Source organism: Myceligenerans salitolerans, from assembly GCF_017349295.1.
GTDB lineage: Bacteria > Actinomycetota > Actinomycetes > Actinomycetales > Cellulomonadaceae > Myceligenerans > Myceligenerans salitolerans.
In genome coordinates this window covers 35,181-53,834 of the sequence record NZ_JAFMPK010000020.1, presented here as the reverse complement: position 1 = coordinate 53,834, position 18,654 = coordinate 35,181, and the positions used below count along the sequence as shown (strand labels likewise).

The window sequence follows — 18,654 nt, the reverse complement described above, 5'->3', positions numbered from 1 at the left end:
GCTCAGCGAGCTCGGCTGGATGCTGACCGACCCGTTCATGCAGCGCGCGCTGCTCGCCGCGCTCCTCGTCGGCGCCGGCGCACCCGTCGTCGGCACCTATCTGGTCCAGCGCCGGCTGTCCCTGCTGGGTGACGGCATCGGGCACATCGCCCTCACCGGCGTCGCCCTCGGCTGGCTCATCGGTGCGGCGCTCGGCGTCGCCCCCGAAGCGTTCGCGGTCCCCGGGGCGGTGGTCGCCGCCGTCGCCGGCGCCCTCGCGATCGAACTGGTACGACGGCGGGGACGTACCTCCGGTGACCTCGCGCTCGCCATCATGTTCTACGGCGGTATCGCGGGCGGCGTGCTTCTGATCGGGCTCGCCGGGGGATCGAACGGGAATCTCATGCAGTACCTGTTCGGCTCCATCTCGACCGTGTCGGGCACCGACCTGGCGCTCACCGTCGTGCTGTCCGCCGTGATCCTCCTGGTCGGGATCGGGCTGCGTGCCGCGCTGTTCTCCGTGAGCCACGACGAGGAGTTCGCCGTGGCCTCGGGTCTGCCCGTGTGGCTGCTCAACGCGATGGTCGCCGTCGTCTCGGCGCTCACCGTGACGGTCGCGATGCGGGTGGTCGGCCTGCTCCTCGTCAGCGCGCTGATGATCGTTCCGGTCGCCGTCGCGCAGCAGCTCACGCACTCGTTCGCCAGGACGATGGGCACGGCGAGCGTGGTCGGCGTCGTGGTCTGTGTGACCGGCCTGACTATCACCTACTTCCAGGACGTGTCACCCGGTGCGACGATCGTGGTGCTCGCGATCGCGGTCTACGCTGTGGCTGCCGCCGTGCGTCCGCTCGTCGCCCGGCGCGGTCCCGCCACGGACCCTCACCCCGACCTGCCCGACGACGTCGAGCTGCCGCCGGGGGCACGAGCGCGAACCGACCAGGAGGTGTGTACGTGACGACTCGTATGACCAGGCAGCGGGCCGCCGTCGCCGAGGCGCTCGACCAGCAGGACGAGTTCCGCTCCGCGCAGCAGCTGCACGAGGTGCTGCGCGCCCGGGGAGACTCGGTGGGCCTCGCCACGGTGTACCGGACGCTGCAGACGTTCGCCGACGCGCAGGAGGTGGACCAGCTGCGCAACGCCGACGGCGAGGTGCTGTACCGCCGTTGCGAGCGCGTGGAGCACCACCACCACCTGGTGTGCCGGTCGTGCCGCCGCACCGTCGAGATCGACGGGCCGACGGTCGAGGCATGGGCCGCCAAGGTCGGGGCCGCGCACGACTTCACCGACATCGACCACACGATCGAGCTGTGGGGGACGTGCGCGGACTGCCGCGGCTGACCGAAGGGCGGGTCCGCCGGTTCTGGCAGAAGCGGTCGGTCCGATGTCAGTGCGGTCGGCCCCCTGAGGGACCGACCGCACTGACATCCAGCCGACCGCTCGACATCGGACCGACCGCTCGCCCGCCCGGCCGCAGGGATCAGCCGAAGTTGACGCCCTGGGCCAGCGGCAGCTCGTCCGAGTAGTTGATCGTGTTCGTCGCGCGGCGCATGTACTGCTTCCACGCGTCCGAGCCCGACTCGCGCCCGCCGCCCGTGGACTTCTCGCCGCCGAACGCCCCGCCGATCTCCGCGCCGGACGTCCCGATGTTGACGTTCGCGATGCCGCAGTCCGACCCGGCCTCCGACAGGAACCGCTCCGCCTCACGGGCGTCCAGCGTGAAGATCGAGCTGGACAGGCCCTGCGGCACGCCGTTGTGCAGGGCGATCGCCTCGTCGAAGGTCTCGTACGTCATCACGTACAGCACCGGGGCGAACGTCTCCCGCCGCACGACGGCGGTCTGGCCGGGCATCCGCACGATCGCCGGCGCCACGTAGGTGGCTCCCGGAGCGCCGTCGACCGTCACGCGGCCGCCACCGACGAGCACCTCACCGCCGTCCGCCCGCGCCTCGGTGAGGGCCTCGGCCATCCGTTCGGCCGACGCCGCGTCGATCAGCGGGCCCACCAGGGTGCCGTCCGCACGCGGGTCGCCGATCGGCAGGCCCTCGTAGGCGCGGACCAGCCGGGCGACGACGTCGTCCACGATGGAGGAGTGCACGACGAGGCGGCGCAGCGTGGTGCAGCGCTGGCCCGCCGTGCCCGCCGCCGAGAAGACGACGCCGCGCGTGGTCAGGTCCAGGTCGGCCGACGGCGTCACGACGGCGGCGTTGTTCCCGCCGAGCTCCAGCAGGTAGCGGCCCATTCGGCCGGCGACGACGGGAGCCACGGCGGCGCCCATCCGCTCGGACCCCGTGGCCGACAGCAGCGCGACCCGCTCGTCGGCAACCAGCGCTTCGCCCGCCTCCAGTTCCCCGAGCACCAGCCGCGACACCTCGGACGGGTAGCCGGCCTCGACCAGCGCCCGGTCCAGCAGTGCGGCCGACCCGACCGCCGACAGCAGCGTCTTCTCGCTCGGCTTCCACACCACGGTGTCGCCGCAGACGAGCGCGACCGCGGTGTTCCACGACCACACGGCGACCGGGAAGTTGAACGCGCTGATCACACCCACGACGCCGAGCGGGTGCCAGGTCTCCATCAGGCGGTGTCCGGGCCGCTCCGACGGCACGGTGCGCCCGCCGATCGACCGCGACAGCCCGAGGGCGTAGTCGCAGATGTCGATCATCTCCTGGACCTCGCCCAGGGCCTCGCTGGTGATCTTGCCCGCCTCGATCGTCACGAGCTCGGCCAGATCGGCCTTGTGCTCGGCGAGCAGCTCGCCGAACCGCTTGATGACGTGCCCGCGCGCGGGGGCCGGCACGGAACGCCAGGTGGTGAAGGCGTCGGCGGCCTGGGTGACGGCGGCGCGTGTCTCCTCGGCGCCGTCGCGACGTACCGTGACGATCCGCTCGCCGGACAGGGGCGAACGCACCGGGATGCCGGCCTCCTCGCCGACGTCGGGGACGTTCGCGCCGAGGCGTTCGAGCGCGGCCAGTGCGGCTGCGCGCAGCTCGGTGCTGAGGGGCGAGAGGGACTGCGCCGGGGTGGTGGCGGTCATGACTGTCCTCCGGGGTTCGTGGCAGGGGTCAGGGTCTCGGGATCGACACCGAGGGTCTCGGCGGTGGCACGACGCGACCGCTCGACCTGTCGAGCATAGAGTTCGAACGGGTCGTGCAGTTCGCGGTCCAGGGCGCCGGCCATCCAGTCGTCGTCACGCTTGGCACCGGTCTGGCCGGCGTCCTTCGCGCCCTCCTCGGTGAGGTTGGACTGGAAGATGCCGGCGGCGGAGCGGGGCAGGAAGTCCTCGTAGACGACGGGCGCACGGACAACGCGGGGTGCCCGGGTCCCGGCGAGCGTGCCGGGGCCCTCGGAGCTGCCGTGGTGCCCGGCACCGCCGCCGTCCCCGTGCTCGTCGGACAGCTCGTAGGTGAGGTAGCCGAGTCCCTGGTCGGCGAGGGCCGCCTCGGTGTCGGGGAACGTCCGCTGCCAGATCTCGCGGCCGATCGCCTGTCGCTCGGCCTCGGTGACACCGGCGGCGCGTTCGTCGAGCTGGGCGACGGCGGTGTCGTACGCGGCGCGACCCTCGCGGGTCAGCGCGATGCCGCGCGCCTCGACCTCCCCGAACCGCACGCGCAGCGAGTCCTCGACCACCTGGCCGTCCGGCGTGCGGAACGTGCGCGGCTCGGCGAGCGCGCGGAACGACGTCTGCCGCAGCAGCACGTCCGGGCCCTCCCAGCGGGGCGGCCCCTGGATCGCGGGGATCATCGTGATGCCGCGGGCGGTCATCCGGGCGTACAGGTCGTCGATGTCGAGCACGCGCGGGGTGAGGTGGTTGACGTGGGTGGAGGTGACGCCGCCGATGTCGGCGGCGACCGCGGAGACGGCCTCCAGCTCGCGGTACCACGCCTGGTCCACGGGCTCGCGGGACAGCTCGAAGGCTTCGGTCGCCAGGCGCAGGAACTCGGTGGCGTCGGCGGCGGGAAGCCCGCCTTCCGTCTCCGCGCGGTCGGCGAGCCGCAGCAGCTCGGGTCCGAAGAGACGCCGGGCGCCCAGGAACTCGTCGAGGCGGCGCTCCTGGTCCCGGGTGAAGAACCGGCGGTCGCCCGGCACGAGCATCGAGGTGAAGACGCGGAAGGGGTTGCGGGCCAGTTCGTCGCGGTCGATCGGACGGAACGCGGTGGAGATCACCGGGACGGACGACGACGAGGCGTCGCGCAGGTCGTAGAAGCCGACCGGGCGCATTCCCATGGCTCCGAAGATCCGTGCCACCTGCGCGATCTCGGTGGGCGTCCCGACCCGGATCGCGCCGTGCCGCTCCGCCGTCACACGGTCGATCGAGCCGAGCCGCTCGGCGTCGGCGCCGTACGCGGCGACGAAGTCGGCGTTGACCTCGTGGCTGACCTCCAGGAGCGCGGTGTAGGCGGGGACCTCCTTCCCGTACATGTCTGACAGGGAGCGGGCGAACGCCGCCCGCAACTGCCAGGGCTCAAGGAATTTCTCCTGAGACATGCCCCATCCTTCCCTCAGCGCTTGTGGCGCATCGTGCTATCGCCAGAATCTTTCCACGCCGAGGGGGCTCACGTCGATGTCCGGTTCGTGCTGTTCCAAGAAGTCGCGCACGACCTCGCCGACGGCGGGCGCCACCCGCGCGGCGGCACCGTCGAAACCGGTGGCGTACAGCAGCCCGGAGCCGTGTGCGCCGAGGAGGGGGAGACCGTCGGGTGTCTCGGTCCGCGTGCCGAGCCAGCCCGGAGCCAGCGGGGCCTCGCCCAGAGCGGGGGCGCAGTGTGCCGCCGCCCGGCGCAGCAAGGGCACGAGCCGGGGTTCGTGACCCGCCTCCAGGGGCCGGTCGGGCCGCTCGACACCGAGCATGACGCGGTCCGGCTCGGCGTTCGCGAACCAGAACGTGGAGCCGACGTCGAGTGTGGCCGGGACCTGGCCGGGCCGCGGCACGAGCGGCAGGGTGAAGCCGAGCGCCCGCCGCCGGGCGACGAGCGGAAGCCGCAGGCGCTCGCGGTCCCCGAGGTCGTCGGCCGGGGCCGGCGTGGGCGTGCCGGCCGGCCCGGTGTCCACGGGAGCGGGCCCGGACGAGAGGTCCGAGGCGGCGAGCCGTGCCGAGTGCGACCCGGCGCAGAGCACGACCGCGCCGGTACGGACCTTCCCGTGTTCGGTCCAGGCGGCGGAGACGGTTCCGCCGGACCGTTCGATGCCCTGAACCATGCAGTGCTCGCGCAGCACCGCGCCCCGGTCTGACGCGGCGGCCAGGAGGTCGGCCGCGGCCGCGCCGGGCGCGTGCCACCGCTCAGGGGCGATGAGGGCCGCTCCCGCGTACTGCCAGGCGGCGACATAGGGGTTGAGCGTCGCGGCGTCCTGGGCGCGGATCATCATGCTGTCGAGGCCGCGCCGAGCCTGCCGTGCGACGGCGTTCGTGTAGGCGGCGACGGTGTCGTCGTCGGGCAGCAGGTGGAGGCTGGCCCGCGTCGACGCTCCGTACCCGACGCCGGCTCCGGACCGCGCCGGGAGGCTCGCATAGAGTTCGGCGCTGCGCAGGTCGAGAGCCTCGATCGAGCGGCCGGCGGCCGGGGCGTGCCCGCCGTCGTCCCGCCTCGTGATCGGCGCGGGCGGGGCGGCCCGCTGCGCCGCGGCGGAGAAGTGCACCGGGTCGGCGCCGTCGGGCAGGGTGAACGCCTCGGCGAGCAGCACGCTCGCACCGGCATCGGCCAGCTGGTAGGCGACGGCGGCCCCGACGGCGCCGCCACCGGCGACGACGACGTCGGCCGTTCTGGGGAGGGCGCCCTGCCTGCTCCGCCGGACGGAGGGGATCGGCATGGGCCAGATTGTGCCAGCGGGGCGCCGTTCCGGCAGATCACGGAGCGGAAACGGCTCCGCAGGGAGCGCGCCGGGCCCCGTCACGCAGGTGCGGACGTGCGGGACCGGCCCGGTCACCCGCCGCTGACGCTCAGCTCGGCTTCCCGGAGCTTGGCCTCGAACTCCGTGTCGAGGTCGCGTGAGTCGAGCCAGCCGTAGGGGAGGTGCGGCGTCTTCGGCGAGCCGGCGCGGCCGCGCTGGCCTTCGGCATCGCTGCCCGGGTAGCCGATCGTCAGGTCCAGGCCGTCGAGCAGCTCGCGGAGCTCCACCAGGGAGGAGACGCGGGCGAGGGCGTGCCGGGTCTCGCCGCCCACGGCGTAGCCCTTGAGATACCAGGCCATGTGCTTGCGCAGGTCGCGGACGCCGCGATGCTCGTCGCCGTCGTAGTAGTCGATCATCAGCTCGCCGTGGCGGTAGAGCACGTCGGCCACCTCACGCAGGCCCGGCCGCACGCGGGCGTCCGAACCGTTGAAGGCGGCGGCCAGGTCGGCGAACAGCCAGGGGCGCCCCTGGCAGCCGCGGCCCACGACGACGCCGTCGGCTCCTGTGCGGCGAACCATGTCGAGAGCGTCCTCGGCGGACCAGATGTCACCGTTGCCCAGCACCGGCACCGTGCGGACCGCCTCCTTGAGCCGGGCGATCGACTCCCAGTCCGCGACACCGGAGTAGTGCTGCGCCGCGGTGCGGGCGTGCAGTGCCACGGCGGCGACACCGAGGCCCTCGGCGATACGCCCGGCCTCGAGGTAGGTGAGATGGTCGTCGTCGATGCCCTTGCGCATCTTGATCGTCACCGGCACGCCGTACGGCTCCGCGGCGTCGACGGCCGCGCGCACGATGTCGGTGAAGAGCCGGCGTTTCCACGGCAGGGCGGCGCCCCCGCCCTTGCGCGTCACCTTGGGTACGGGGCAGCCGAAGTTCAGATCGACGTGGTCGGCACGGTCCTCGGCGGCGATGATCCGGACCGCCGCGGCGACCGTCGCCGGGTCGACGCCGTACACCTGGGCGGACCGGGGTGACTCGTCCCCACCGAAGGTGACGATGCGCAGCGCGGCCTCGTTGCGCTCCACGAGCGCGCGCGAGGTGACCATTTCCGCGACGTACAGGCCCGGGTCGAAGCCCGTGCTCCGCCCGGCCTCGCGGCACAGCGTGCGAAAGGCCCGGTTGGTCACGCCCGCCATGGGGGCGAGCACCACGGGCGTCGCCACGGTGATCGGCCCGATCCGCAGGGGAGGCAGGACGGGTGCCGGTGCGGGCGTGTCGGCGCGGTCGAGAAGGGAAGTCACGCGCCCCATTGTCCCAAACCCACCCGTGACCCCGACACCACCGCCGGCCGCGCGCGACCACGCCATCTGTACGCGACCACGCCGGGCGTGCGCGACCACGCCGGGCGTGCGCGACCACGCCGGGCGTGCGCGACCACGCCGGGCGTGCGCGACGACGCCATCTCTGGACGAGCACGCCAGCCGTGCACCACCACGTCGACCGCGCGCGACCACGCCGACCGCGCGCGACCACGCCATCTCTGGACGACCACGCCATCTCTGGGTGGTGGGAGCGCAACCATGCCCCCGAGATGGCGTGGTCGGCAGCGTCGGAATTGGCGTGGTCGACGCCGAGGCGTCGGGGAGCATCGCGGGAGGCGGGAGGCGGGAGGCGGGAGGCGGGAGGCGGGAGGCGGGAGGCAGGAGGCGGGAGGCGGGAGGAGGAGCGTGGGGTTTTCTTTCGGCAGGGCAGTCTGTATCGTCTTGCAACGAAGTTCGGAAAATCTTGCAGCACGGTTGCTGCGCATCCAGTCAGTACAACCCCGGGAGACGCAATGACGCGCCGAACACCGTTGTTCGCCCTGCTCACAGCACTTCTCGCGGCCTTCGCCACCATGGTGGCACTCGGCCTCATGACGGCCACCACCTCAAAGGACGCGGCCGCCAGCACACCCCCGCGTGGCGACAGGGACGTGATCCTCAACCTCTTCCAGTGGACGTGGAACTCGGTGGCCTCGGAGTGCACCAGCACCATCGGTCCCGCGGGCTTCGGCTACGTGCAGGTGTCGCCACCCAACGAGCACGTCACCGGCACCCAGTGGTGGACGTCCTACCAGCCGGTCTCCTACCAGATCGAGTCCAAGCTCGGCACCCGTGCCGAGTTCGCCGCGATGGTGGACGCGTGCGACGCGGCCGGTGTCGGCGTCATCGCGGACGCCGTCGTCAACCACATGGCCGCGGACTCCGGGTCGGGGGTCGCGGGCAGCACCTACGGCCAGGACTCCTTCCCCGGCATCTACGGCGGCAACGACTTCAACGACTGCAGGACGGACATCAGCGACTACGGCAACCGCTGGGAGGTCCAGAACTGCCGCCTGGTCAGCCTCCAGGACCTGCGTACCGGCTCCGACTACGTGCGCGGCCGGCTCGCGGACTACCTCAACGACCTGACGTCGCTCGGCGTCGCCGGCTTCCGCATCGACGCGGCCAAGCACATGCCCGCGGAGGATCTCGCCGCGATCAAGGCGCAGAGCTCGGGCGCGTTCTGGGTCCAGGAGGTCATCGGCGCCGCCGGCGAACCGATCCAGCCGTCCGAGTACACGGGCAACGGCGACGTGCACGAGTTCGACTACGGCCGCCAGCTCAGGAACGACTTCGACGGCCAGATCAAGAACCTGCGCTACATCGGCGACGACAAGCTGCCGAGCGACGTCGCGAGCGTCTTCGTCGACAACCACGACACCGAGCGCAACGGCGAGACGATGAACTACACGTGGGGGGCCAAGTACGTGCTGGCCAACACGTTCATGCTGTCCTGGCCGTACGGCTCGCCCACCGTCTACTCGGGCTACGAGTTCTCCGGCCACGACGCCGGCGTGCCCGGATCCACGGACACCTCCGTGCCGGATGCGAACTGCGGCGGCGTGTTCACCTGCACCCAGCGCTGGACCGAGATCCGGGGCATGGTCGGCTTCCACAACGAGGTGGCCGGCACCTCCGTGACGAACTGGTGGGACGACGGCAGCAACAACATCGGGTACGGCCGCGGTGACCGCGGCTACGTCGCCATCAACAACACCGGTTCGTCCGTGACCCGCACGTACCAGACCTCGCTTCCCGCCGGGACGTACTGCGACGTCGTCGCGGCCTCCGACTGCTCGGTCACCCTGACCGTCGACGGGGCCGGACGGCTCGACGCGACGCTGCCGGCGTACGGTGCGCTCGCGGTGCACATCGGTGCGACGTCGGGCAGCGCGCCGTCGCCGACGCCGGATGCCGGCGACGTCTCCGTCGCGGTGCACGCCGAGACCGTCTGGGGCCAGAGCGTCTACCTGGTGGGCGACCGGCCGGAGCTCGGGTCGTGGACGCCGTCCGACGGCGTCGCGCTGTCGGCCGCCTCGTACCCGACATGGACCGGCACGGTCGACCTCCCGGCCGGCACCGCGTTCGAGTACAAGTACGTGAAGATCGACGAGAGCGGGAACGTCACCTGGGAGAGCGGCGCGAACCGCACCGCCACGGTGGGGCCGGACGGATCGCTGGGCCTGAACGACGCCTGGAAGTAGCGCCGGAGGGCGACACGCCGGCGTGGGTGGAGCGACCACCCACGCCGGGCACGTCATGGACGCGGGCACGCCGCCTGCCACCGGCTCGGGAGCTGCGGCGGGACGCTACGGTTCGATCCCGTAGTGGTCGCGGAGCACACCGATGCTCGGGCTTCCGTTGAAGCCGAGGTCGGACGCGTGGACATCGAGCTTCGCGTCCTCGGAGGCATAGTCGACGTACGGGAGCATCGCGTCCTCGAGACCTGCCGACGACGCGTAGGCCTGGAGGACGTCGTCGAGGATGCCGAGCGCCTCCTCCTCGGTTCCCGCGCTGAGCGTCACGGTGCCCTCCTGCTGCGGATCGCCGAAGGACTCGGTGCAGGTGAACTCTGCCGCGGAGACGCCCGTCACACTGAGCGCGGCGGACTCGAACGCCTCCTCGCAGTCCTCGGTCGACGACGCCGAGCCGCATCCGCTGAGGGTCAGGGCGGCGCCGACCGCCAGGATCGCCGCAGCGCGCAGTCGTCCGAGTCGTGCCATGGTCAGTGGTTCCTCCCGACGTGGATATCGACGGCGCTCGTGTTCGACGCGTCGTTCTCGCCCAGGAACCCGGAGTTTCGCAGCTCCTGTTCGTAGGCGGCAAGCGAAGGGTTGTACGTGGGATCGCCCGGAGTGGTGGCATCCCGGAGCGAATTCCCGTACTCCTGATGCGAGTGGTTGCCCCCGAACAGGTCGAACGGGTTGGGCGGGTTCTCGAGCGTGGCCCCGGTGTGGTTCGGTCCGGCTTGCTCGTACCCGCTCGGCAGCGACGGGTGGAGCGGGCCGAGGGGGTTCAGGAGGCCGTCGCCCATGTCGAGGCGGGGTACGACGTCGTACTCGTGCTGCAACTCCAGGACGTTGACACCCGGGTCGATGTGGTTGCTGTCGATCGGCGAGCCGATCGTGATCAGGTTCGTCACGTTGTACTCGGACACGAAGCCGGGATCCGAGGCGAGATCGGCCGCCGTCATGCCGCCCTGGGAGTGCCCGGCGATCATGACCTCGGCCCCCGGCGGGATGTCCGCGTTCTGCATCGCGAGTTCGACGGCCTCCGTCATGGTCGACGTGCCACCGCCCGCGGTGACCAGGTTTCCCGTGAGGTCCATCGGGCTGTCACCGGTCCTCGGGTCCCATTCCTGAGTGCCCGGGACGCTGACGATGACACGCGGTCCGTCGGGCGTTTCGATGGTGGTCACGCGGACCTCCGAGTCACCCGCGCTGTAGGCGTCCGAGATGCTCCAGATGACGTCCTCGATGTTCTGCGGGTACCGGCCGGCGTCGCTCTCCAGGTCGACGGGCCGCGGAGGGTCCGCGTACGGCTCGCCGTCGTCGAAGACGTTGAGATCCACCTGACCGAAGGTCGCGTTCGTCACGAGGTGATCGACGACGGAGCCCGCGAACAGCACGTTGGAGGCGACCACCTCGGTGGTGCGGGGCCACCGGCCGTCCAGCACCGAGCCGCCGGTGGCGTCCCAGAGCTGACCGCCCGTGTCCCAGAGATCGCCGAAGCTGTCCGCGTACGTCGCACCGGTGTCCGCCGCCCAGCCGCCGACGTCGGACGCCGTGTCGGAGAACCAGTCCCCGAGGTCGGCGGCCTGGTCGCCCACCCAGTTCGCGCCGTCGGACGCCTGCCCGCCCAGCCAGTCGAGCCCGTTGCCGGCATCGTCGAGGCGGTCCCCGAACCAGTCGGTCAGCCCGCCGCCGCCGTCGGCTTCGCCGGAGATCGTGCCGGTCACGCCCGCGAACGGGTTCCCGACCGGGGCGGAGCCGGCGGCGGTCGCACCCGCGAAGGCGCTGCCACCGTACGAGTCGGTGGTGTCCTGCTGGTCGTCGGCGTTCCGCGCGGCCTTGTCGCCCGCGTCCCGGAGGGCGTCCGCGGCGTCGGTCAGGGAGGGAGCGAGGTCGCCGGACCACAGGTCGCGCATCTGCTCGACGTTCGGGCCCCAGCCGTCGAAGCCGAACACGACGCCGTCGATCAGCTGGCGGGAGGATTCCAGGTTCTGGGCGGAACGTTCGAACGTCCGGGACAGCTCCCGGACCTGCTCGATGTCCTGGCCCCACAGCTGCTCGCTCACCCGGCCGCCCCCTCAGGGGTGGGCGCGGCACCCGCGGTAGCGCTGATTGCTCCGGTCAGCGCCCAGCGCAGTTCCTTCGCGACGGAGCCCGCCGGTCGCTCGACGAGCCGCAGGTCGCCGTCGTCGGCGCGCACGTCGATCAGCCGGTCGTCGGCCACCGACCACAGCCGGCCCCACACGATCACCGGGACGTCGCCCCCGCGCCAGGCCTCGACCTGCACGCGCAGGTTGCACTCCTCGCGGCCCAGGAGCTTCTGCGCCTCCTCGAACCCCGGAGCCAACGGCTCGTCGTCCCCGACGGCGGCCGAGGCCGGCGCGCGCAGCAGCTCCGTGTCCGGCAGGGTCCGGGCGAGCGACGGCCACAGCTCGTCGGGGCCCGCGAACGTGAACTGTGCACCCGGCTCGGCCCGGATCTCGCCCTCGACCGACGCGATGCGCTGGGCGGCGATCACGGCCTGCCCGCCGACCATCGTCAGCCGCGAGCGCACACCGCGGTCCCCGGACGTCGTCACCAGCAGCGCTCTGACGGGAGCGGCCAGATGGTCCGCGAGGATCCCCGCCACTCCGTCCGTCGCGCCCGCGCGTGCGGCGCGCTGAAGTTGCTGCCATTCCGCGGTCTCGACCCGGAGGGTCCTGGAGCCGGGCATCTACGAGCCTCTCGTCGGACGGACGTCGTTCTCCCTGCGAAACGTAACCGGTGACCAGCACGGACGCTACGAATCGCGACGGGGAGATGTCCCCATTGCGCAGGCGCGGCCGGGCGGCACGGCGGCGCGCCGTACGGCGGGTCCGGTCCATCGCCTTCCGGGCGAGGCGGGCGCGGATCCGGACCGCGCCGTCGGCTGGGTCAGGCGCGCAGCCAGACCGTCGTGTCCGTCGGGAGGGCGGTGCCCGCGTGCGACGTCGTCAGCGGGCCCGAGGCGATCAGGACCTCGGCGTCCTCCGGCAGCGGCACCGGCGTGGTGCCGAGGTTCGTCACGACGACGACGCCGGCCACGCGGAAGGCGACGACGTCCTCCGCCCGCGCGTACCCGGCCACCCAGGCGAGCCCGCCCCGGCCGAGACCCTCCGCCCGCCGCAGGCCCAGCGCGGCGCGGTACATCTCGAACGTCGAGCCGTCGACGCCGTACTGCTGGTCCGCGGCCAGTTCGCGGTAGGAGTCGGGCTGGGGCAGCCACGTCGCCTGCGACGACCCGAAGCCCAGGCCGGGCCGGTCCGCTTCCCAGGGCAGCGGGATGCGGCAGCCGTCGCGGCCGGTCTCCTCACCTCCGGTGCGGAAGAACGCGGGGTCCTGGCGGACCTCGTCGGGCAGCGTCGTGTGGTCGGGCAGCCCGAGTTCCTCACCCTGGTAGACGTAGGCCGACCCGGGCAGCCCGAGCATGAGGAGCGTGGCGGCGCGGGCACGCCGCAGTCCGAGCTCGGCGTCCGGCTGCGGGTCACGCGGGCCGATCCCGTTCATCGGGCCCTCGGCCATGTCGGCCAGGCCGAGACGCGACGCGTGTCGTACGACGTCGTGGTTCGACAACACCCACGTCGTGGGGGCGCCGACCGCGTCCATGGTCTCGAGCGACTCCGTCACCACGGCACGGATCCTGGCGGCGTCCCACTTCGTGGTGAGGAACGCGAAGTTGAACGCCTGCTGCATCTCGTCCTCGCGCACGTACCGCGCGAGACGCGACATCGGGCTGACCCACGCCTCGGCGACGAGGCAGCGGTCGCCGTCGTACTCGGCGAGCACCTTGTGCCAGGCACGGTAGATCTCGTGCACGCCGTCCTGGTCGAACATCGGGCCCTCGTTCGAGCCGCCCGCCGCGCCGGTGCCCTCGGCGAGCTCCTCCGCGTCCGAGCCCTCGACCATGGCGACCTTGCCACCCCAGTCGGGCAGTCCCTCCGCCTTGACCATGCCGTGCGCCACATCGACACGGAAGCCGTCGACGCCCCGGTCCAGCCAGAACCGCAGCACGTCCTCGAACTCGGCCCGGACCTCGGCGTCCTCCCAGTTGAGGTCCGGCTGCGAGGAGTCGAACAGGTGCAGGTACCACTGGGGACCGGTGGGGCCGTCGTCGTCGCGAGGTGCGAGGCGCGTCCACGCGGGCCCGCCGAAGATCGACTGCCAGTTGTTCGGCGGCTCGGTGCCGTCGGGGCCCTTGCCGTCGCGGAAGACGTAGCGCTCGCGGGCGCGTGAGCCGGCGGGGGACGCCAGCGCCTCCTGGAACCACACGTGCTGGTCGGAGCTGTGGTTCGGCACCAGGTCGACGATGACCCGCAGGCCCAGCTCGTGCGCGCGGGCGCGCATCGCGTCGAAGTCGTCCAGCGTGCCGAACAGCGGGTCGATCTGCCGGTAGTCGGTGACGTCGTACCCCGCGTCCTTCTGCGGGGAGCGGTAGAACGGGCTGAGCCAGATCGCGTCGACGCCGAGCTTCGCCAGGTGGTCGAGCCGGGTCGTGATGCCGGGCAGATCGCCCATCCCGTCGCCGTTCCCGTCGGCGAACGAGCGTGGGTAGACCTGGTAGATGACGGCGTCACGCCACCACTCGGTACCCGGGGCGGGCGCGTGGACCAGGCCGGGCGCCGTCGAGGGAGCGGCGGGGAGTTCGGTGCGGGTCATCGATGAGTCGTCCTTGCAAGTCGGGAATGTCTTTTCGGGCAGGCGAGGCATCGGTCGGGGTGCGACGCCGCTGCAAGATTGTTGCAGCACTTTGCAGGCAGCGTACAACCAGCGGCCGCGACTACGCGTGGGGCGCCGCGCCCGTCGACCCGCGTACCACGAGCTCGGGCGTGAAGAGCAGCTCCGTGCGCGGCGCACGCTCCCCGTGGATCTCGGTGAGCAGGGCCGAGACGGCCGCGCGGGCCATGTCGGCCACGGGCTGGCGTACCGTCGTCAGCGGCGGATCGGTGAACGCCACCAGGGGCGAGTCGTCGTACCCGACCACGGACACGTCGCCCGGTACCGACAGGCCACGCTGTCTGGCGGCGCGGATCGCGCCGAGCGCCATCAGGTCCGACCCCGTCACGATCCCGGTGTGGCCCGCGGCGATGAGCTCGCTCGCGGCCGCCTGGCCGCCTTCCAGCGTGTACAGCGTGCCGACGACGTGCCGCTCCTTGACCTCCTCCGCGCTGCCGGCGAGCCCGTGGGCCACCAGCTCGGCGCAGAAGGCGTCGATCTTGCGCCGCGCGGGCACGAATCGGTCCGGCCCGATCGCGAGCCCGATGCTGCGGTGCCCCAGGGAGACCAGGTGGCGGACCGACAGCTCGATGCTCGCGGCGTCGTCCGGGGAGACGAACGGCGCGTCGATCCCCTCGGCGTATCCGTTCACCAGCACGATCGGCATTCCCCGGCCGCGCAGCCGCTGGTACCGCTCCCGTGACGCGCGCATGTCGGCGTGCTTGCCGGACGCGAACACGATGCCGTCCACGGCATGGTCGATGAGCGTCTCGACGTACTCGTCCTCGGTGGTGCCGCCGGGGGACTGGGTGCACAGCAACGGCGTGTAGCCGTGCTCGGTCAGCTGCGACTCGATGGCCTGGGCGAAGGCGGGGAAGACGGGGTTGGACAGCTCCGGCACCACGAGTCCGACGAGTCCGGCGGGGCGTGCGCGCAGGGCCGCCGGCCGTTCGTAACCGAGCACGTCGAGGGCAGTCAGGACGGCCTGCCGGGTCTCGCCGGCGACACCCGGCTTGCCGTTCAGCACGCGGGAGACCGTCGCCGTGGACACGCCGGCCTGGGCAGCGAGGTCGGAGAGTCGGGTGCGCACGAGAGGAAGCCTAGGTGACGCCGCGCGTGTCGTCGTACTGGTGGTCCGCATCGTGTCGCCGTTTCGTCGTCGAACTGGTCGCCGGCCACCGCCGGACCGCGTCCGGCGGTGGGGTGCGACCCGCCGCGAGTCACGACCAGGGCGTCCGCACACCGATGCTGAAACTTTATCGCAAGAACTTGCACAATGCGTTGCAACGCATCTACCGTCAGCTCCGTCGAACCGAGGGCGACCGCCTCCGTGAGGTCGGTGGGAGACCGGGCGCGAGCGCGCCGGGCACCACGCCGTCGGAACATGAACCAGGTCCGCGACCGCGCCGGTCGTGGCCGTGAACCTACTGGGAGTACCGATGCGACGGAGCATCCTGACGGCGGCCACCGCCGTTGCGGCAACGCTGGCGCTGGCCGCCTGCGCGGGCGGCGAGGAGCCCGCGGCCGAGGAGTCGAGCGCGGCGCCCGAGCTGGAGGGCAGCCTGACGGTATGGGTCGACGAGACCCGGATCGACATCTTCACCGAGCTCGCCGAGGACTACTCGGACGAGCGGGGCATCGAGATGGAGGTCGTGCAGAAGGCGTCCGGCGACATCCGCGAGGAGTTCGTGCAGCAGGTGCCGACCGGCGAGGGACCTGACATCGTCGTCGGCGCCCACGACTGGACCGGTGAGTTCGTGACCAACGGTGTGGTCCAGCCCATCGAGCTTGGCGACAAGGCCGCCGGCTTCTCCGACGTGTCCCTCGCCGCGTTCACCTACGACGGCGCCGTGTACGGCGTGCCCTACGCGGTCGAGAACATCGCCCTGGTCCGCAACGACGACCTGGTCTCCGAGACGCCCGAGACCTTTGACGACCTGGTGGCGCAGAACGACGACACCGGGGCCGACTACCCCGTCGTCATCCAGCAGGGCGACGAGGGCGATGCCTACCACCTCTACCCGCTGCAGACGTCGTTCGGCGCACCGGTCTTCGAGCAGAACGCGGACGGCTCCTACAGCCCCGAGCTCGCGCTCGGCGGTGACGCCGGCGAGGCGTTCGCCGAGTACCTCGGCGAGCTCGGCGACCAGGGCGTGCTCGACCCGGCGATCGACGGCGAGAAGGCGAAGCAGCTCTTCCTCGACGGCAAGACCCCCTACATGGTGACCGGCCCCTGGTACGCCGCCGAGTTCACCGCGGCCGACATGAACATCTCCGTGCTCCCCGTCCCGAGCGCCGGCGGCGAGCCCGCCGAGCCGTTCGTCGGCGTGCAGGGCGCGTTCATCAGCGCCAAGACCGAGAACGCGCTCGTCGCGAACGACTTCGTGACCAACTACCTCGGCTCCACCGACGTGCAGCTGCGTCTCGCCGAGGCGGGCGGTCGCGCTCCCGCCTCGACCGAGGCAGCCGGCCAGGTCGACGACGAGATCATGCGGCAGTTCTCCGAGGCCGCCGGAACCTCGCCGATGCCGTCCATCCCCGAGATGGGCTCCGTGTGGCAGTTCTGGGGCGTGACCGAGGTCGAGCTCATCCAGGGCAAGGCCGACGACCCGGCCGCGTCGTGGAACACGATGGTCGAGAACATCGAGAGCGCCATCAACGGCTGACGAAGGGCGCAGCGGAGGGTGCGGGCCGAGGGACGAGGCTTGCGCCCGAAGCGGAGCCTGAGGAAGCCGTTGGACGAGGCCCGCGGCTGACGAAGGGCGCAGCGGAGGGTGCGGGCCGAGGGACGAGGCTTGCGCCCGAAGCGGAGCCTGAGGAAGCCGTTCGACGAGGCCCGCGGCTGGCCAGCCCGAATCACGACATGAGCGGTAGCGCTCGCCCCCGCCGCACGGCGGCCGCGGCGGGCGCTGCCGCGGAGGCGACGGAGAGGCGACGATGACCGAGGTTTCGCTCGGAGGCCCGGCCGGGAGGGGCGGCACACGAGGGAGCGACTCCCACGCCCGCCGCACGGGGCCCGGCTGGTACGTGAAGATCGTGCTCATGGCGGCGGTGAACGCCCTGGGCCTGTACGGGGTCTGGACCGCCGTCATGGTGGGTTCGTGGGGCGTGGCGGCGTTCCTGGCGCTCGCCGTGGCCGCCGCGGACTGGGTGTACTTCTCCCGCCGCATGCTCCCGGCGAAGTACCTGTATCCCGGCCTGGTGCTGCTGCTGGCGTTCCAGCTGTTCGTCATGCTGTACACGGCGTACGTGGCGTTCACCAACTACGGCGACGGCCACAACTCCACGAAGGTGGACGCGATCGCTGCTATCTCGATGCAGAACGAGCGGCGCGTGGAGGGCTCGGAGACGTTCCCGCTCACGGTGGTGGAACGCGACGGCGAGCTCGGGTTCGCGATCCTGCGCGACGGTGAGATCGTCGTCGGCGACGCCGAGACGCCGCTGGAGCCCGCCGCCGGGTCCGACGACGGCGCTCGCGTCACCGCCGTCGACGGCTGGACCGCACTCGAGTTCGCCGAGCTCGTCTCGCGTTCGGCCGAGATCACCGACCTGCGCGTCCCGTTCTCCGGCGACCCGGCCGCCGGCGGTCTGCGCACCCAGGACGGCGCGCTCGGGTTCGTCGCCGCGCCGGTGCTCGTGTACGACGCCGCCACCGACACCTTCACGAACACCACCACGGGCGTGACCTATACGCCGAACGACCACGGCTCCTTCGTGTCGGCGGACGGGGAGGAGCTCACCCCGGGCTGGCGGGTCGGTGTGGGCTTCGAGAACTTCACCGCCATCTTCACCGAGGACCGCCTGGCCGGACCGTTCTTCCAGGTGCTGGTGTGGACCTTCGTGTTCGCCGGCCTGTCGGTGGTCACCACCTTCGCGCTGGGGCTTTTCCTCGCGATGGTGTTCAACGATCCGCGGGTCAGGGGCCGCAAGGTCTACCGGTCGCTGCTGATCCTGCCGTACGCCTTTCCCGCCTTCCTCGCGACCCTCGTGTGGCGGGGCATGCTCAACGAGAAGTTCGGCTGGATCAACGAGGTCCTGCTCGGCGGGGCGGAGATCCCGTGGCTCACGGATCCGTGGCTCGCCAAGTTCTCGGTGCTGGCGGTGAACCTGTGGCTGGGGTTCCCGTACATGTTCCTCGTCACGACCGGCGCGTTGCAGTCGATCCCGGGTGACGTGCTCGAGTCCGCGCGGGTGGACGGCGCGAGCCGGTGGCGGGCCATCCGCTCGATCGTGCTGCCGCTGCTCATGGTGTCCACGGCACCGCTGCTCATCTCGGCGTTCGCGTTCAACTTCAACAACTTCGCGCTGATCTACATGCTGACCGGCGGCGGGCCGCACTTCGAGGGCGCGCCGGTGCTCGTGGGGCACACGGACATCCTCATCTCGATGGTGTACTCCGTGGCGTTCGACTCGGGCGTCAAGCAGTACGGACTCGCCAGCGCGGTGTCGCTGCTGATCTTCGTGATCGTCGGCCTCATCTCCTGGCTCGGCTTCCGCCGCACCCGGACCCTGGAGGAACTGTGAGTGCC

Annotated in this window: 14 protein-coding genes; 5 read left to right on the top strand and 9 right to left on the bottom strand. The window is 71.7% G+C overall.

Annotated elements, in window-relative coordinates:
- The first annotated feature begins 19 nt into the window (after nt 1–19).
- The gene (locus J0911_RS03235) at nt 20–934 is read left to right on the top strand and encodes a metal ABC transporter permease (RefSeq protein WP_207274098.1); all 915 of its coding nucleotides are present in this window, start codon (nt 20–22) and stop codon (nt 932–934) included.
- A gap of 8 nt (nt 935–942) precedes the next feature.
- Nucleotides 943–1,317: a Fur family transcriptional regulator gene (locus J0911_RS03230; protein WP_207274097.1), complete on the top strand. Its 375-nt coding sequence runs from the start codon at nt 943–945 to the stop codon at nt 1,315–1,317.
- A gap of 139 nt (nt 1,318–1,456) precedes the next feature.
- Here the strand turns inward: J0911_RS03230 and amaB are convergent, their stop codons facing one another.
- The 4 genes from amaB to dusB form a co-directional block, all read right to left on the bottom strand.
- Nucleotides 1,457–3,010: an L-piperidine-6-carboxylate dehydrogenase gene (amaB, locus tag J0911_RS03225; protein WP_207274028.1), complete on the bottom strand. Its 1,554-nt coding sequence runs from the start codon at nt 3,008–3,010 to the stop codon at nt 1,457–1,459.
- The gene (hglS, locus tag J0911_RS03220; RefSeq protein ID WP_207274027.1) at nt 3,007–4,461 is read right to left on the bottom strand and encodes a 2-oxoadipate dioxygenase/decarboxylase; all 1,455 of its coding nucleotides are present in this window, start codon (nt 4,459–4,461) and stop codon (nt 3,007–3,009) included. The genes amaB and hglS overlap by 4 nt, the downstream gene beginning before the upstream one ends.
- A gap of 36 nt (nt 4,462–4,497) precedes the next feature.
- Nucleotides 4,498–5,781, bottom strand: a complete 1,284-nt coding sequence (locus J0911_RS03215) for an NAD(P)/FAD-dependent oxidoreductase (protein ID WP_207274026.1) — start codon at nt 5,779–5,781, stop codon at nt 4,498–4,500.
- 113 nt (nt 5,782–5,894) lie between these two features.
- The gene (dusB, locus tag J0911_RS03210) at nt 5,895–7,112 is read right to left on the bottom strand and encodes a tRNA dihydrouridine synthase DusB (RefSeq protein ID WP_207274025.1); all 1,218 of its coding nucleotides are present in this window, start codon (nt 7,110–7,112) and stop codon (nt 5,895–5,897) included.
- Between the two features lie 524 nt (nt 7,113–7,636).
- Here dusB and J0911_RS03205 point away from each other — a divergent pair.
- On the top strand, nt 7,637–9,367 hold the full coding sequence (locus J0911_RS03205; protein ID WP_207274024.1) for a carbohydrate-binding module family 20 domain-containing protein: 1,731 nt from the start codon (nt 7,637–7,639) through the stop codon (nt 9,365–9,367).
- Between the two features lie 105 nt (nt 9,368–9,472).
- Here J0911_RS03205 and J0911_RS03200 read toward each other — a convergent pair whose 3' ends face one another.
- The 5 genes from J0911_RS03200 to J0911_RS03180 form a co-directional block, all read right to left on the bottom strand.
- Complete coding sequence (locus tag J0911_RS03200; RefSeq protein WP_207274023.1) at nt 9,473–9,886, bottom strand: hypothetical protein; 414 nt, start codon at nt 9,884–9,886, stop codon at nt 9,473–9,475.
- Nucleotides 9,887–9,888: 2 nt separating this feature from the next.
- Entirely contained in the window at nt 9,889–11,460 is a 1,572-nt protein-coding gene (locus J0911_RS03195; RefSeq protein WP_207274022.1) for an alpha/beta hydrolase family protein, read from the bottom strand.
- Nucleotides 11,457–12,107: a hypothetical protein gene (locus J0911_RS03190; protein WP_207274021.1), complete on the bottom strand. Its 651-nt coding sequence runs from the start codon at nt 12,105–12,107 to the stop codon at nt 11,457–11,459. The genes J0911_RS03195 and J0911_RS03190 overlap by 4 nt, the downstream gene beginning before the upstream one ends.
- A gap of 200 nt (nt 12,108–12,307) precedes the next feature.
- Nucleotides 12,308–14,068 carry a glycoside hydrolase family 13 protein gene (locus J0911_RS03185; protein ID WP_207274020.1) on the bottom strand — a complete coding sequence of 587 codons (1,761 nt, stop codon included), beginning with the start codon at nt 14,066–14,068 and terminating at the stop codon, nt 12,308–12,310.
- A 121-nt stretch (nt 14,069–14,189) separates the two neighbouring features.
- Complete coding sequence (locus J0911_RS03180) at nt 14,190–15,266, bottom strand: LacI family DNA-binding transcriptional regulator (protein ID WP_207274019.1); 1,077 nt, start codon at nt 15,264–15,266, stop codon at nt 14,190–14,192.
- 298 nt (nt 15,267–15,564) lie between these two features.
- On the opposite strand from J0911_RS03180, the gene J0911_RS03175 reads away from it, so the two are divergent.
- On the top strand, nt 15,565–16,791 hold the full coding sequence (locus J0911_RS03175) for a sugar ABC transporter substrate-binding protein (protein WP_207274018.1): 1,227 nt from the start codon (nt 15,565–15,567) through the stop codon (nt 16,789–16,791).
- A gap of 271 nt (nt 16,792–17,062) precedes the next feature.
- The gene (locus tag J0911_RS03170; protein ID WP_207274017.1) at nt 17,063–18,649 is read left to right on the top strand and encodes an ABC transporter permease subunit; all 1,587 of its coding nucleotides are present in this window, start codon (nt 17,063–17,065) and stop codon (nt 18,647–18,649) included.
- Nucleotides 18,650–18,654: the final 5 nt, after the last annotated feature.